Annotated in this window: 13 protein-coding genes; 8 read left to right on the top strand and 5 right to left on the bottom strand. The window is 74.2% G+C overall.

Annotated elements, in window-relative coordinates; translation table 11 throughout:
• The first annotated feature begins 7 nt into the window (after nucleotides 1–7).
• From BLS43_RS10385 to BLS43_RS10370, 4 genes are read left to right on the top strand one after another with little or no spacing between them, the layout of a single operon-like run.
• Entirely contained in the window at nucleotides 8–586 is a 579-nt protein-coding gene (locus BLS43_RS10385) for a hypothetical protein (RefSeq protein ID WP_176921263.1), read from the top strand.
• Complete coding sequence (locus tag BLS43_RS10380; RefSeq protein WP_093081148.1) at nucleotides 583–888, top strand: transcriptional regulator; 306 nt, start codon at nucleotides 583–585, stop codon at nucleotides 886–888. Before BLS43_RS10385 ends, BLS43_RS10380 begins: the two co-directional genes overlap by 4 nt.
• Entirely contained in the window at nucleotides 885–1739 is an 855-nt protein-coding gene (locus BLS43_RS10375) for an ABC transporter ATP-binding protein (protein WP_093081143.1), read from the top strand. The genes BLS43_RS10380 and BLS43_RS10375 overlap by 4 nt, the downstream gene beginning before the upstream one ends.
• Nucleotides 1736–2479, top strand: coding sequence for an ABC transporter permease (locus BLS43_RS10370; RefSeq protein WP_093081133.1), 744 nt, complete (start codon nucleotides 1736–1738; stop codon nucleotides 2477–2479). Before BLS43_RS10375 ends, BLS43_RS10370 begins: the two co-directional genes overlap by 4 nt.
• A gap of 9 nt (nucleotides 2480–2488) precedes the next feature.
• Here BLS43_RS10370 and BLS43_RS10365 read toward each other — a convergent pair whose 3' ends face one another.
• From BLS43_RS10365 to BLS43_RS10355, 3 genes are all read right to left on the bottom strand, one after another.
• Nucleotides 2489–3079, bottom strand: a complete 591-nt coding sequence (locus BLS43_RS10365) for a DUF1707 SHOCT-like domain-containing protein (RefSeq protein WP_093081128.1) — start codon at nucleotides 3077–3079, stop codon at nucleotides 2489–2491.
• Complete coding sequence (locus tag BLS43_RS10360; RefSeq protein WP_093081124.1) at nucleotides 3076–4713, bottom strand: hypothetical protein; 1638 nt, start codon at nucleotides 4711–4713, stop codon at nucleotides 3076–3078. Before BLS43_RS10360 ends, BLS43_RS10365 begins: the two co-directional genes overlap by 4 nt.
• 85 nt (nucleotides 4714–4798) lie before the next feature.
• Entirely contained in the window at nucleotides 4799–5662 is an 864-nt protein-coding gene (locus BLS43_RS10355; RefSeq protein WP_093081120.1) for an alpha/beta fold hydrolase, read from the bottom strand.
• A gap of 59 nt (nucleotides 5663–5721) precedes the next feature.
• Here BLS43_RS10355 and dprE1 point away from each other — a divergent pair, with 59 nt between their 5' ends.
• From dprE1 to BLS43_RS10340, 3 genes are read left to right on the top strand one after another with little or no spacing between them, the layout of a single operon-like run.
• On the top strand, nucleotides 5722–7116 hold the full coding sequence (dprE1, locus tag BLS43_RS10350; protein WP_176921262.1) for a decaprenylphosphoryl-beta-D-ribose oxidase: 1395 nt from the start codon (nucleotides 5722–5724) through the stop codon (nucleotides 7114–7116).
• A 1-nt stretch (nucleotide 7117) separates the two neighbouring features.
• Nucleotides 7118–7873, top strand: a complete 756-nt coding sequence (gene dprE2, locus BLS43_RS10345) for a decaprenylphospho-beta-D-erythro-pentofuranosid-2-ulose 2-reductase (RefSeq protein WP_093081116.1) — start codon at nucleotides 7118–7120, stop codon at nucleotides 7871–7873.
• 24 nt (nucleotides 7874–7897) lie between these two features.
• The gene (locus BLS43_RS10340; RefSeq protein ID WP_093081111.1) at nucleotides 7898–8539 is read left to right on the top strand and encodes a nitroreductase family protein; all 642 of its coding nucleotides are present in this window, start codon (nucleotides 7898–7900) and stop codon (nucleotides 8537–8539) included.
• 19 nt (nucleotides 8540–8558) lie between these two features.
• Here BLS43_RS10340 and BLS43_RS10335 read toward each other — a convergent pair whose 3' ends face one another.
• Entirely contained in the window at nucleotides 8559–9197 is a 639-nt protein-coding gene (locus BLS43_RS10335; RefSeq protein ID WP_093081108.1) for a class I SAM-dependent methyltransferase, read from the bottom strand.
• 63 nt (nucleotides 9198–9260) lie between these two features.
• On the bottom strand, nucleotides 9261–11198 hold the full coding sequence (locus BLS43_RS10330) for an acyltransferase family protein (RefSeq protein ID WP_176921261.1): 1938 nt from the start codon (nucleotides 11196–11198) through the stop codon (nucleotides 9261–9263).
• Between the two features lie 194 nt (nucleotides 11199–11392).
• Here BLS43_RS10330 and BLS43_RS10325 point away from each other — a divergent pair, with 194 nt between their 5' ends.
• Complete coding sequence (locus BLS43_RS10325) at nucleotides 11393–14560, top strand: arabinosyltransferase domain-containing protein (protein WP_176921260.1); 3168 nt, start codon at nucleotides 11393–11395, stop codon at nucleotides 14558–14560.
• The last annotated feature ends 56 nt before the right edge of the window (nucleotides 14561–14616 follow it).

The following is a 14616-nucleotide window of genomic DNA, read 5'->3' as shown; positions in this document are numbered from 1 at the left end:
GGGAACCGTGAACGAGATGTCCGCCGCGGACGCGCTCGAGATCATCCGCAGTCAACAGGCCGACACCGCGACCCGGATCGGACCGAAGGTCGCCTACTTCTTCCTGATCTGGGGCGCGGCCTGGCTGGTCAGCGGGCTGTTGTACTTCTTCGCCCCGGGCGATGTCGCGACGTGGGGGACGATCGGCGCCGTCGCGGTCGGCGGCGCCCTCAGCGCGGCCGTCGGCATCCGGAGCGGGCGGGGGATCGCGGGCGGCTCGGCGCGCCAGGGCAGGCTCTACGGCCTGACCTTCCCCGTCGCGATGCTCGGGGCGGGCGCCCTGGTCGGCGCGATGGCCGGGCCGCTCGACCTGCCCGCCGAAGCGGTCGGGGCACTGGCCCCGGCGCTGTTCGCCTTCACCGTCGGAGCGCTCTACGCGGTCAGCGGCGCGGTGTGGAACTACGTGGCGAACCTCGTCACCGGCGTCTGGATCCTGGTGGTGGGGGTGGCGTCCGCGTTCGTGGGCGTACCGGGGAACGCGCTGGTCCTGGGCGTCGGCGTGGGTGGCGCACTGCTCGTCGTGGGCGTGTGGGAGCTGCGGAGGTGACCGGCGTCCCGCAGCTCGACCCGGTCATCCACGCCCAGGCCCGGCTCCGGGTGACCGCCACCCTCGCGACCCTGCCCGAGGGGGACCGGATCACGTTCCCGCGGCTGCAGGAGCTGCTCGACATGACCGCGGGCAACCTCTCGACCCATCTGCGCAAGCTCGAGGAGGCCGAGTACGTGCTGATCACCAAGACCCACGAACGCCGCACCCCGGTCACCTACGTGGAGCTGACCCGGCGCGGCAGGCGGGCGTTCGAGGAGTACACCGAGTCGCTGCGCGCACTGCTGGGGGGCACGCCGTGATCGCGACGGCGTCCGGTGTGCGCAAGAGCTTCGGGACCACCACGGCGCTCGACGGGGTGGACCTGCACGTGGCCCCCGGGGAGCTCGTCGGGCTGCTCGGGCCGAACGGCGCGGGCAAGTCCACGCTGATCAGCCTGCTCGTCGGACTCCGCAGGCCGGACTCCGGGAAGGTCACGCTGTTCGGCGGCGACCCACGGGTCGCGGCGAACCGGCGCGCGCTCGGGACGACCCCGCAGGAGACCGGTCTCCCGCAGACCCTGCGCGTCGGCGAGGTGCTGGACCTCGTGTCCGCGCACTACCCCGATCCCGCGCCGGACGTGCTGGAGCGCTTCGGACTGACCGGACTGGAGCGCCGGCAGACCGGAGGCCTCTCCGGCGGGCAGAAGCGCCGGTTGGCGGTGGCGCTCGCGTTCGTCGGCCGGCCCCGGCTGGTCGTGCTCGACGAGCCGACCACCGGACTGGACGTCGAGGCGCGCCGGACCCTGTGGGAGGGCGTCCGCAGCTTCCACGCCGAGGGCGGCACGGTCCTGCTGACCAGCCACTACCTCGAGGAGATCGAGGCGCTCGCCGGGCGGGTCGTGGTCGTCGACCGCGGGCGGGTGCTGGCCGACGGACCCCTCGCCGACATCCGCGACAAGGTCGCCGTGAGCCGGGTCTCGCTGCGGTCGGCGATCGCGCCGCCACTGGACGGCACCGTGCACAGCACGCGTGAGGGCGATCGCTGGGAGCTGCACACCCCCGACGCCGACGCCCTGGTCCGGGCCCTGGTCCACGCGGACGTCCCGTTCACCGACCTGCAGGTCCGGCCCGCGTCCCTGGAGGAGGCCTTCGTGTCGATGACCGCGCCGTGAGCGCCCCGTCCATGACCGTCCTGCACTGGCGCTACCTCCTGCTCGAACAGATCCGCGTACCGATCGGGCTGGTGTCCACGGCGGCGTTCCCGGCGCTGTCGCTGCTGTTCTTCGTGGTCCCGTTCGACTACGGCGCCGCGGACGAGACCGCGGCCGTCGTGGGGCTGTCCGTGTTCGCGGTGATGTCGAGCTTCCTGTTCACCTTCGGGGTCGGGGTGGCCGACGACCGGGAGCGGTCCTGGGACCCGTACCTGCGCACCCTGCCGGTGGCGGCCTGGCCGCGGATCGCGGGCCGGATCCTGTCCGGAGCCACGTTCGCCCTCGTCGCGATCATCCCGGTGATCGTGGTCGGCGCGCTGTTCACCCAGGCGACGGCCACGGTCCCGCGGTTGGTGCTGGGGATCGTGGCACTGGTCGTCGCCGGGTTGCCGTTCCTGCTGGGCGGGCTCGCGATCGGCTACTCGCTGCCGGTCAAGGCCGCCCTGCCCGTCACGCAGCTGATCTTCTTCCCGGTCGCGTTCGCGGGCGGGCTGCTCCTGCCGCCGCAGCTGTTCCCCGGGTGGCTGGAGGCGGTCTCGCTGGTCACGCCCGCCCGCGGTGCGCGCGAGCTGGTGGTGTGGGCGGTGCAGGACACCGCCCCGGACACCCTGGCCCTGGTCGTCCTCGCCGGCTGGACGGTGCTGACGGCCGCCCTCGCCGTCTGGGCCTACCGCAGGGACGAGGGCCGCCGATTCCGCTGACCGTGAGCGTCAAAGGCGCAGGCCCGCCACGCGGTAGCGGCGGCGGACCACCACCGAGCCGACGCCGGCGCGGCCGTAGATGCGGAAGTGCGGGCCCGGGCCCGGGCGGCACTCGACCCGGCTGCGGACCAGGCCCACCCCGGCGTGCAGGCCCTCGACGTCCGCGGTCGCGTCGTCCGGCAGCAGCAGCCGGGCGGGTCCGGCCCCCAGCTCCAGCTCGATCTCGACGACGGGGTGGGTCAGCTCGGCCTGGGTGAAGTCCAGCAGCACCGCGCCCATCGTGCTCTGCACGCGCAGCCGCGCCGGAACCTGCCACTGCCCCACCCGGCGCAGCGTCCCCCGGCCCGCGCGGAGCACCAGCGGCGGGCCGACCGGCGTGGTCAACGGGACGTCCGTGAGCACGTCCCGCGGATCGCCCGGCAGGTCGTCGAAGGGCGGCAGCAGATCGCTGGCGAACCGCGCCGCGTAGACGACGGCGAGGCGCTCCTCCAGCTCGACCATCGTGATCCGACCCTCGCCGAGCGCGGCGCGCAGCTTGGCGGCCGCGCGCTCACGGTCGGCGTCGGAGATCCTGATCTCCGGCCGCGGTGGGACGGTCATCGCTGCAGGGTAGCGGGCAGAGCGAAGGCCCACCCACCGTCCAGCCGGGTGCCGGAGCTCCCCGTGACGCGGCGGGTCCAGTCGAGGACGGCGGCGTCGTCGGACGTCACGAGGACCATGGTCACGCCGCGGGCGCGCAGGTCCGCCGCCGCGGCGCCCGGGTCGGTGGCCGTGGAGCCCCACAGTTCCCTCGCCGCCGCCCCCTGCTGGTAGGGGTTCCAGGCGGACTCGATCAGCAGGGGGTGCTCCGGGTCCGAGCCGATGAAGTAGCCCCCGACCAGGCGGTACGCGAAACCGGAGGCGATCTGGGCGCGCAGCGGGTCCGCGCCGCCGTACCAGTCGCCGGTGATCCGCGGCCAGGTCTCGACGACCTGCCCCGCCGCCTCCGGGACCGCGCGGGCGGGCGCCGGGGTGGTGCGCTGCGCGTCGGCGGGGAGCCAGGTGACCACGAGCGCGACCACCACGAGCCCCACCACACCGGCCCCTGCGCGCACCCGGTCGAGGGCGAGACCCACCAGCACCGCGACCGCGAGCGTGACCAGGACCTGCAGCCGGGCGGGCTCGACCTCGGCGACCAGCGGGACGTGCAGCAGCACCTGCCCCGGGAGGTCGACGCCGAGCGCCCGGCCGTGCAGGTACAGGCGCGGACCGAGGGCGAGGACCCACAGGATCGCGCCCGTGACCACGGTGATCCGGGCCGCCGTCCCGCCGCGGACCAGGGCGACCGCAGCCAGCACCAGGACCGCCAGACCCAGGTAGCCGCCCTGCTCGCCCAGGTTGCCCTGCATCGTCGGGGTGGCGCCGTGCAGCGCGGTGACCCAGGTGGGCGTGAGGGTGTTGGCGAGGTCGGCGCTGCCGTAGTCCGGTGAGCGGATCGGCGTCTGCGGTCGGGCCGGGCCGGCCAGGACCAGGGACAGCGGATAGCCCGCGACCAGCAGGAACGTCCCGACGCACGCGAGCCCTGCGCGGACCAGGGCGGGCAGCCGCTGCCGCGCCCGACGGGGGAGGCGCGCGGCGAGCACCGCGGCCAGGACCACGAGCCCGAGCACGCCGACGGCCAGCGTCTGGGTGTAGAGCCAGGCCTGCAGCCCGAGCGCGAGGCCGGTCAGCGCCCCGAGCAGCCAGGGACGGGTGGGCTCGCGGACGAGGAGTCGATGGGCCAGACCGAGCAGCACCGGCGGCAGGACGGCCCAGACCAGGTTGAGGTGCGCGGCCTGCCAGTGGGCGAGCACGAACGGGGAGAAGGCGTAGAGACCGCCCGCCACCGCCCGCGCGATCCGGGACCGGACGATCCCGCCGAGCGCCCACGCCGTCGCCGCGCCGGAGACCACGGGACCGAGGATCATCCCGACGTTGAACGCCGCCGTGGCGCCCGCGGTCAGGGTGACGGGGGCGAGGAGGAGACCGAGCAGCGGCACCGAGGTGTTCCAGAGCGCGTTGACGCCCGTCGGGTAGTTCTGCAGGTCGGTGACCAGCGAGAACTCGTGCGCGGTGTGCGCGAGCCACCAGGTGAAGCCCGTCGCGTCCCCCGAGACGCGACCGACCGCCCTGCCGGTCGGATCGCCCAGCACCCGCCGCTGCAGGAACAGCGAGACCGCGAGGTAGCTCGCGACCGTGAGCAGGCGGGCGGGCACGGGGCGGAGGGTGTCACACGCAGGTCGACCCGCCGCTCGGCGGCCGACTCGCGGGGCTGGAGTGGGGGACTCGCGGGGGCTTGGGTCAGGGGGTCAGGATCTCCTTCAGGCGCGCGGCGAACTCGGCGGGCTTGCCCGGGTAGCCGAAGGTGCCGTCGAGGAAGCCGCCGTGGTGGCTGGGGAACACGGTGGCCTCCTGGCCCAGCTTCGCGGCGAGGGCGACGGCGGTGCGGCCGGTGTAGGTGTTCCCGGTCTCCTCACCCACCGCGACCACCACGCGGGTCGGGGCGGCCTGGAGGGCGGCGATGTCCGGGTCGTGGTCGCTGACCGCCCAGGAGCGGCGGGAGAGCAGGGGGTCGGAGCGGTCGCCGTCGTCCTCGGTGGGCAGCCCGAACGCCGCCGGGTCGGCGGGCGGCTGGGCGAAGTACTCGTCGGTGAACTCGCCGACCCAGCTCGTCATCGCGATGAACTGGGCCATCCCGGCGCCCATCCCCTTGGCCTCGTACGCCTCCGCGAAGCCCAGGCGGGCCCGGTCGGCGGCCTCGGCGTCCGGCAGCACCGGGTTCAGCGGCGGCTCGTGGGCCACCAGAATGCGGACGTCCTGCGGGTACGCCGCCACCCAGGCCAGCCCGGTGACCGCCCCGCCGCTGCTGCCGAACACCTCGACCGGCCCGATCCCCAGCTCCGTGACGAGGGCGTGCAGGTCGGCGGCGTGATCCTCCGGCGTGAAGTCCGTCCGGCCGTCCTTGCGGACGCTGCGCCCCAGGCCGCGGGGGTCGTAGGTGATCACCGTGCGGTCGGGCAGCAGCCCGGCGAGGGCGGCGAACCCGCTCGCGTCCATCGGCTGACCGATCAGGACCAGGACGGGGCGGCCGTCCGCCGTCGGCAGGGGGCCGCGGACGTCGTAGACGAGGTCGACGGCGGGCAGCGCGAGAGTGTGGGTCTCCATACCCCTGCAGACCGCACCGCCCGCGGAAACTCATCGGCCCCTCGGTAGCCTCGTCGGCGATGACGAGCACGGAGACCGAGCCTGCGGAGTCGACCATGGGTACAGGCGAGCAACGGGCCCTGCACGGGTGGGGGCGCACCGCGCCGACGATCGCCACGGTGGTCACGCCGCGGACCCCGGAGGAGGTCGCCGCGGCGATCGCCGCCGCCGGCCCCCGGGGGATCATCGCCCGCGGGCTCGGCCGCTCCTACGGCGACCCGGCGCAGAACGCGGGCGGCACGGTCCTCGACATGACCGGGCTGGGCACCGTGCACTCGATCGACGTCGACTCCGGGATCGTGGACGTCGACGCGGGCGTGTCCCTGGACACCCTGATGCGCCGCGCACTGCCCTTCGGCCTGTGGATCCCGGTGCTCCCCGGCACGCGCCAGGTCACCATCGGCGGTGCGATCGGCGCGGACATCCACGGCAAGGCGCACCACGTCGTCGGGTCGTTCGGCAACCACGTCGTCTCGATGACGATCGTGCTGGCGGACGGGTCGATCCACGAGCTGACGCCGGACGGGCCCGAGTCCGAGCTGTTCTGGGCGACCGTCGGCGGCATGGGGCTGACCGGCGTGGTCGTGCGCGCCCGACTGAAGCTGCACCCGGTGGAGACGGCCTACTTCAAGGTCGACACCGAGCAGATCGACAACCTCGACGACCTGATGCGCCGGCAGACCGAGGACGACGACCGCTACGCCGAGTCGGTCTCCTGGTTCGACGCCGTCACCACCGGCGAGCACTTCGGCCGCGGCCTGCTGACCAGGGCGAACCACGCCACGCTCGAGGACCTGTCCCCGAAACAGCGCAAGGACCCGCTGAAGTTCGACGCGCCGCAGCTGCTCACGGTGCCGGACGTCTTCCCGCCCGGCATGCTCAACCGCTGGACCGGGAGGCTGTTCTCCGAGCTCTGGTACCGCAAGTCCCCCACCACGCTCGGCGCGATCCAGAACATCACCCAGTTCCTGCACCCGCTGGACATCGCGGGCGAGTGGAACCGGGGCTACGGCCCGCACGGGTTCCTGCAGTACCAGTTCGTGGTGCCGAAGGACCGCGGCGACGTGATCCGTACCGTGTTGTCGCTGGTCACCGAGGCCGGGCAGGTCTCGGCGCTGAACGTGCTGAAGCAGTTCGGCGAGGGCAACCGGGCGCCGCTGTCCTTCCCGAAGCCGGGTTGGACGCTCTGCCTCGACATCCCCATCGGCCCGGGCCTGGGCGAGCTGTGCGACGAGCTGGACCGGGTGGTCCTCGACGCGGGCGGGCGCCACTACCTGGCCAAGGAGTCCCGGACCACGCCGGAGGCGATCCGGCGCGGCTACCCGCGGCTCGACGAGTGGCGCAAGGTCCGCGCCGCGGTGGACCCCCAGGGCGTGTTCGCGTCCGACATGGCACGACGACTGGAGCTGATCTGACGTGATCGACGCCGTGGGCAACCCGCAGAGCATCCTGCTGTTGGGTGGCACGTCCGAGATCGGGCTGGCCACCGTCGAGGCCTTCGCCGGGGACCGGCCGCTGCGCGTGGTCCTGGCCGGGCGGCCCTCTTCTCGTCTGGACGACGCGAAGACCCGGCTGGAGGGCAAGGGCTGCGCGGTCGAGCTCGTCGACTTCGACGCGCAGGCCTTCGACACCCACGCCGCGGTCGTCGGCAAGGCGTTCGCCGGCGGGGACGTCGACGTCGCGATCGTGGCGTTCGGCCTGCTCGGGGACAACGAGGAGGCCTGGACGGACGCGGCCAAGGCCGTCGAGCTGGCCCAGGTCAACTACACCGCGGCCGTGTCGGTCGGGGTCCTGCTCGGCACGCGCCTCACGGCGCAGGGGCACGGCTCCCTCGTGGCGTTGTCCTCGGTCGCCGGCGAGCGGGCGCGGCGGTCCAACTTCGTCTACGGCTCGACCAAGGCCGGGCTCGACGCCTTCTACACCGGGCTCACCGAGGCGCTGCGGCCGAGCGGGGTGACCGTGACCGTGGTCCGCCCCGGCTTCGTCCACACGAGGATGACCGAGGGCCTCACCCCCGCCCCGCTCTCGACGACGCCCGAGGCGGTCGCCGAGGTGATCGTGCACGCGGTGCGGACCAGGACCGAGCTGGTGTGGGCGCCCGCGCCGCTGCGCTTCGTGATGAGCGCGCTCCGCCACGTCCCGCGACCGATCTTTCGGCGGCTCCCGGTTTAAGGCGGCTGCACTAGTGTCGGGCTCATGGCAGAGCTGCTTCCGCTGGACCCCGACCAGCTGCTGACGACCACGCGTTCGGTGCGCAAGCGCCTCGACCTCGACAAGCCGGTGCCCCTCGAGGTGATCCGGGAGGCCCTGGAGGTGGCGCTGCAGGCGCCCACCGGGAGCAACTCGCAGGGGTGGCACTGGATCGTGCTGACCGACCCGGAGAAGAAGAAGGCCGTCGCGGACTACTACGCGAAGTCCTTCAGCGCCTACCGGGCGGCCGGTCGCAAGGAGTACGACGACCCGGACCGGAACGCCACCCAGAGTCGTGTCCAGTCCAGCGCGGACTACCTCGCCGACCACCTGGCCGAGGTCCCGGTGCTGGTCATCGGTGCGATCCACGCGCCGGGCGGGGAGCTGCCCGCCGGGAACCAGGCCGGTTTCTGGGGCTCGCTGCTCCCGGCCGCCTGGTCGCTGCAGCTCGCCCTGCGCGCGCGAGGCCTCGGCAGCGCGTGGACCACGCTGCACCTGCCGTACGAGAAGGAGGTCGCGGAGCTGCTCGGTATCCCGCCGAACATCCGCCAGGGCGTGCTGTTCCCGGTCGCCTACTACACGGGCGAGACGTTCAAGCCCGCCCCGCGCCAGCCCCTGGACGAGGTGCTCCACATCGACGGCTGGTGACGCTTGGGACGCCCAAGCGTCAGTCGGCGGGCTTCTCCAGGACGAACACCGCGTTCTCGCCCTCGCCCGGGTTGAGGAACAGGGTGCCGATCGCCTGCTGGGTGCGGGCGGGGGCGGTGCGCGGGTCCAGGAGCGGCGGGATCCTGCCGTAGGGGCCACGGATCAGCCCGTCCGAGCCTTCGCGGTGCACGCGCAGGCCGGCCGCCGTGAAGACCTGTCGCCAGTCGTCGTGGCTGCGGTTGCCGGGCCGCTCACCGGCCCACTCGCCGTCGGTCAGCGCGCGGCCGCGCCCCGCCGGGTCCGGGACCAGCACGATCGCCCGCCCGCCCGGGGCCAGGATCCGGACCCAATCGGCGACGGTCTTCTCGTCGTCCCCGCCGCGGGCGAGGACGTCGAACGCGGCGATCCCGCCGAAGGCGCCGCTGGGGACCGCCCCGGGGCCGAGGAACACCGGACAGCCCGGGGCCTGCGCGCGCATCCGCGCGGCCGCGCGCTCGCTCTCCGCGACCCCGGACGCGGGTCCGTGGTCCACCAGTCTGCGCAGGAGCTCACCGTGCTCGGCCACCAGGAACGGACCGCGGCCGACGTAGTGCAGGACCAGGCGCGAGTACCAGCTCAGCGGGGCCGTGTCGGCCGTCGCGTCGGGGGCGGCGTGCACGGTGCGATCGTCGCACCCCGTCCGGAGCCCGGCGCACGGGGTGGTGCGCCGGGACCCGGCTCGTCAGCGGCGCTCGGGTCCGCGCTGGCCCGCGATGTGCGGGGCGGCGTGGGGCCGGGCGTTGCGGGCGCGGTGCCTGCCCCGGTTCAGGCCCGCCGCGACCAGCTTCTCGGCGAGCTCGGGGTGCGGCGAGCGGACCTCCGCGCCGCGTGCCGCCTGGACGCGGTCCACGGGCCGCGGGACGGGCAGCGGCGAGATCACGGGGAGCATCGGCGCCCCGGCGGGCACGACCTCGGCGGCCGCGTCCGCGGGCGGTGCGGGGACCGGGGCGGGGCGGGCGGGCCTGCTCGGCGCCGGGCCGGGGGCCCCGCTGCCCGGGAGCAGCCGGTCCGGGAGCGGTCGGGCGTCCCCGGGTGCTCCCGAACGCCGGTCCTGCTGCGCGGGTCGCGGGCGGGCGAACCAGGGGTCGTCGAAGTCCGGCAGGTCGAGGACCTCCGGCGCCTGCGGCAGGTTCGCGACCAGCGGCAGCGCGTGGGTCTCCGGGTCGCGGCGCGCCACCTCGTTCGGGATGGGCTCGCGCTGGACCTCCACGCGGGTCGGCCACGCGGCCCCCCGCAGCCCGATCGCCTTCTCCGCCACGAGCGGGGTCGCGAGTGCCGGGAGCTCGGTGGTGCACGGGTCGCGGCGCGCGACGTCGGTGTCGAGCGGAATGCCGAGCGGGAGCCGGTCGTCGAGCGGGACGGCGGGGAGCGGGCTGGTCAGCGGGCCGCGGCAGAAGGTCGGGAGCGGCACGACCGGGCGCGGGGTGTCCATGCCGTGCAGCTGGGCGGGCACCTTCTTCATCGCCCGCCGCGCGGGCTCCTCCACCCAGCGGTAGAGCAGCTGGGCGGCGGGGACGGTCGCGACCAGCACCGCGAGCCCGGCGAGGTGGGCGACCACGGTCGACCCCGTCAGCTCCGGCACGTACGCCATCGCCAGCCAGTACACCTCGAACATCGGGATGTGGATGAGGTACAGGGCGTAGGAGATGCGGCCGCCGTGGACCATCGCGGGCCGGGAGAGGACGCGGGCGACGCCGCGGTCGGCCAGGGCGAGCGCGCCGACCAGGATCGGGAAGAGCAGGATCACCGCGCCGCCGCGACCGGGCCCGACCAGCTCCCCGGCGACCAGCCCCACCACGATCAGCACCGGGGTGACCGACGCGACGAGGGACGCCTGGCGTCGGACGTCGGTGCCCTGGGACTTCAGCTTCCGCACCGCGAGGTAGGCCAGGATGCCGCCGCCGAAGCCGCACAGGATCCGGACCAGCCAGCTCCACGGGTAGTAGGGGCTGCCGGTCTCCAGGTACGCCAGCGCGATCGGGGTCATCAGGGCGACCGCACCGCCCGCGAGGACCGTGAACGGCAGGTTCCGCATCCGGTAGAACACGGTGGCGACCAGCGGGAACAGCAGGTAGGCCAGCCATTCGGCGCTGATCGACCACGTCGAGCCGACCCACGAGGCACCGTCGAAGTAGGGCTGGTCCCACAGCTGCACCATGAACAGCTGCTCCACCCACTCCCCGGGGCTCAGCACCGGCTGCACGCTCTGGAACGCGATGTCGGAGTCCACGCCGTAGACCGCGCGGGCCAGCAGCCAGATCCCGAACATGTGGAAGACCAGCGCGTAGGCGGGCCAGATCCGGCAGGCGCGCGCCCAGACGAACCGACCGGTCGCCTCGGCCGTGAGCTTCGGGCCGAGCTTCTCCAGGTAGGTGTAGGCGATCACGAACCCGGAGAGGACGAAGAACAGGTCGACGCCGAGCGCACCCGCCGTGACCACCGGCCCGAGCGCGGCGACGACGAGCGCGACGCCCGGCAGCGCGGTGAAATGGAAATGGAACACCACCACCCAGGCCGCGGCGACGATGCGCAGACCGGTCAGGGCACGCAGCTCGCCAGTGGGCGAAGCGGGAGCCGAATCCGTCGTGCGGATCGGCGCAAGCTCAGCGGTGGTCGTCACATGGACCACAACGCATCCGCCGTGTAGCCGTCACGGGTGTCACCTACAGTGCGCCCGGATGGCCTAGCGACCTACGCTGAGTGCACGAATCACATGATTGTAGTTCTTGATCCCTCACCCGGGTGACGCGAGCCGGATCACCCCTTGGGGCCGGGCTCAGCGGGCCGATCGGCGTACAGCTACCGTGGCTCAGCGTGCTGACCACCGACACGGTGGACGAGGCTCCCCCGGCCCCCGACAGCCGTGGTGGCTCCGCTCCCCCCAGCAGAACCCGGGCCCTCGCCGCGGCCCTCGGCCTGCTCTCCGCCGTCCTGTCGCTGTCGATCCCGTTCCTCCCCGTCACGCAGAACACCGCCGAGCTCAGCTGGCCGACCGCGGCGAACGGCACCGCGCCCGTCGTGGCGCCGCTGGTCGCGCTGCGTCCGGAGCGGTTCGACGCGACCGTCTCCTGCGCCTCGATCCGCAGCCTCGACGCCCGCTCCCCCGCCGAGGCGACCGTACTCACCACCACCGCACCCGGCGCGCCCGACGGGGCCGCCGTCGGGATGCGGGTGAGCGTGGACGGCGGGCGGCTCGTCGTCGACGACCGCGGGCAACGCCTGGCCGACCCGCTGCTCCCCGCGGGCGACTGCACCCTGCGGATCGACTCGACCTCCACGACCACGACCGTCACGTTCGGTGGCACGCAGCTCGCCGCGCTCGACGGCGACGCCCGCCCCCAGGTCACCGGCGTCTGGTCGGACCTGGACGGAACCCGGGACCCGATCGCGGGCACGGAGGTCCGGTTCGCGAGCGACAACCGATTCGACAGCTCGCCGACCGCGCTGAAGATCGGCGCGGGCGCACTCGCCGTGATCGCGCTGCTCGGCTGCCTGGTCGTCCTGCGCAGGCTCGACGACCGGGACGGCCGCCGCCTCGTCCCCACCGGCAGGCTCGCCTCCCGGCTGCGCGGACAGGACTGGTGGCGGGACGGGTGCGTGGCCGCGCTGCTGCTCGGCGGCACCGTCTTCGGCAGCATGACCCCCGACGACGGGTACATCCTCGCGATCGCCCGCGGCGATCTGACCTCGGGGTACGTCGGGAACTACTACCGGTGGTTCGACGTCCCGGAGGCACCGTTCGGCTGGTTCTACGAGCTCTACTCGCTCTGGATCCAGGTGAGCGACTCGGTGCTGTGGCTGCGCCTGCCCGCGCTCGCGATGGGTCTGGCGAGCTGGTTGTTGATCAGCCGCGCGCTGCTCCCCCGGATCGGCACCACGGTGCGCCGCAGCCGGTCCGCGGGCTGGGCCGCCGCGGGGGTGTTCCTCTGCTTCTGGATCCCGTTCAACAACGGCCTGCGCCCCGAGCCGGTCGTGGTGATCGCCGCGCTGGTGTCGCTCGTGCTGCTGGAGCGCGCGCTCGCGATGCAGCGGCTGCTGCCCGTGGCCTTGGCGCTGGTCTCGGGCGCGTTCGCCGTGGCGGCGACCCCGACCGGGCTGATCGCGTTCGCGCCGCTGCTGGCCGCGGCCCGGCCGCTGCTGCGGCTGCTCGCGCGGCGGGCCCGGCAGGCCGGCTGGGTCCCGGTGCTCGCGCCGCTGGTGGCGGCGGGCGTCGTCGTGCTCGTCGCGGTGTTCGGCGACCAGACCTGGCAGACGATCGCCGAAGCCACCCGGGTCCGCACCGAGATCGGCCCCAACCAGCCCTGGTACCAGGAGCTCTACCGCTACCAGCTGCTGTTCTCCAACACCCGGGACGGCTCGCTGATGCGCCGGTTCCCGGTGCTGGTCCTGATGCTGTGCCTCGGGGTGAGCATCGCGGTGCTGCTGCGCCGCGGCCGCATCCCGGGGGCGGCGCTCGGGGTCTCCCGCCGGCTGATCGGATCGAGCCTGCTCGCCTTCGTCGTGCTGGCGCTGACCCCCACGAAGTGGACCCACCACTTCGGCGCCTTCGCCGCCCTCGGCGCCGGCATGGCGGCGGTGGCCGCGCTGGCGACCGCGACGAGCGTGCTGCGCTCCCGGCGCAACCAGGCGCTGCTCGTGGCCGCGCTGCTGACGGTCACGGCGTTGGCCTTCGCCGGGCCGAACAGCTGGTGGTACGTGTCCAACTGGGGCGTGCCGTGGTTCGACAAGCCGGTGTCGGTCGAGTCGGTCTCGCTGACCTCGCTGCTGCTGCTCGCCGCGGCGGCGACGCTGGTCTACGCCGCCGTCGAGCACCTGCGCGGGCCGGCGATCCCGCGTCCGCTGGACCGCCGGGGCCGCCGGTTGAACAGCGCCCCGATCGCCGTGTTCTGCGCGCTGGTCGTGGTGTTCCAGATCGCGTCACTGGCCAAGGGCGTGCAGAAGCAGTGGGGCAGCTACTCCCTCGCGGCGGACGTCGTGGCCGACCCGACCGGCTCGCGCTGCGGGCTCGCCGGGCGCATCCTCGTCGAGACCGACCCGGAGGCGGGGACCCTGCGTCCGGTCTCGGGCGCCGGGGAGGGCTCGGGCTTCCTGCCGTTCGGGTTGCCGCCGACGGGCCCGGGATCGCTGCGGGACTCCGACGGCCAGGGCAACCACGATCCCGGCGTGACCGGCACCGGCCCGCACGGCGGGCAGGTCATGGGCAGCTGGAGCCCCGACCCCCAGGCGACCGGGGAGTTCCGTTCGCCCTGGTACGGGCTGCCCGAGGCCGCCCGGGACGGCTCCGCCCCGCTGGTGCTGGGCATCGCGGGGCAGGTCGGGTCCGGGACGTCGCTCACGCTGGAGTTCCGCCGCGGCGACGCCGTGGTCGACACCGTCTCACCGGACGGGTCGTCGGGCGCCGTCACCGCGGTGGCGGACCCGCAGGGCACGGCCGCGGCGAGCGCGGCCTGGCGGGACGTGCGGCTCGACCTCGTCGGGAGGCCCGCGGCCACCGCGGACGCCGTCCGGGTCGTCGTGTCCGACCAGGCGCTCGGGGAGAACGGCTGGATCGCCGTCGCCGAGCCGCGGGTGCCCCGGCTGACCCCGCTCACCGACGTCGTGGCCGGCAGGGCGGGCTATCTCGACTGGCCGACGTCCTTCCCCAGCCCGTGCCTGCGGCCCTACGGGATCCACCGCGGCGTGGCCGAGCAGCCCGCCTACCGGATCCTCGCCGACACCCAGCAACGCGAGGTCGGCGACAACTGGGGTGCGCCGTCGACGGGCGGGCCGCAGGGGTGGATCGACCAGATCGCGGTCGAGCGCGTGGTGCCGACCTACCTGCAGGGCGCCTGGGACTTCGACTGGGGCCAGCTGCGGATGCTGGACCCCTACGCCCCCGCGGGCGCCCCGGACGTCGAGCCCGGGACGCGCACGATGTGGGGCTGGCAGCAGGAGGGCACGATCGGCGAGGCTCCCGCCGACCCACCCCTGGACCGCCCCTGACCCCGGCGAACGGCGCGGTGGCTCACCAGGTGTGAGCGGACGCGCCGTTCGCTCGA

This window comes from Pseudonocardia oroxyli (assembly GCF_900102195.1).
Lineage (GTDB): Bacteria > Actinomycetota > Actinomycetes > Mycobacteriales > Pseudonocardiaceae > Pseudonocardia > Pseudonocardia oroxyli.
This window is presented reverse-complemented; position numbering and strand designations above follow the sequence as displayed.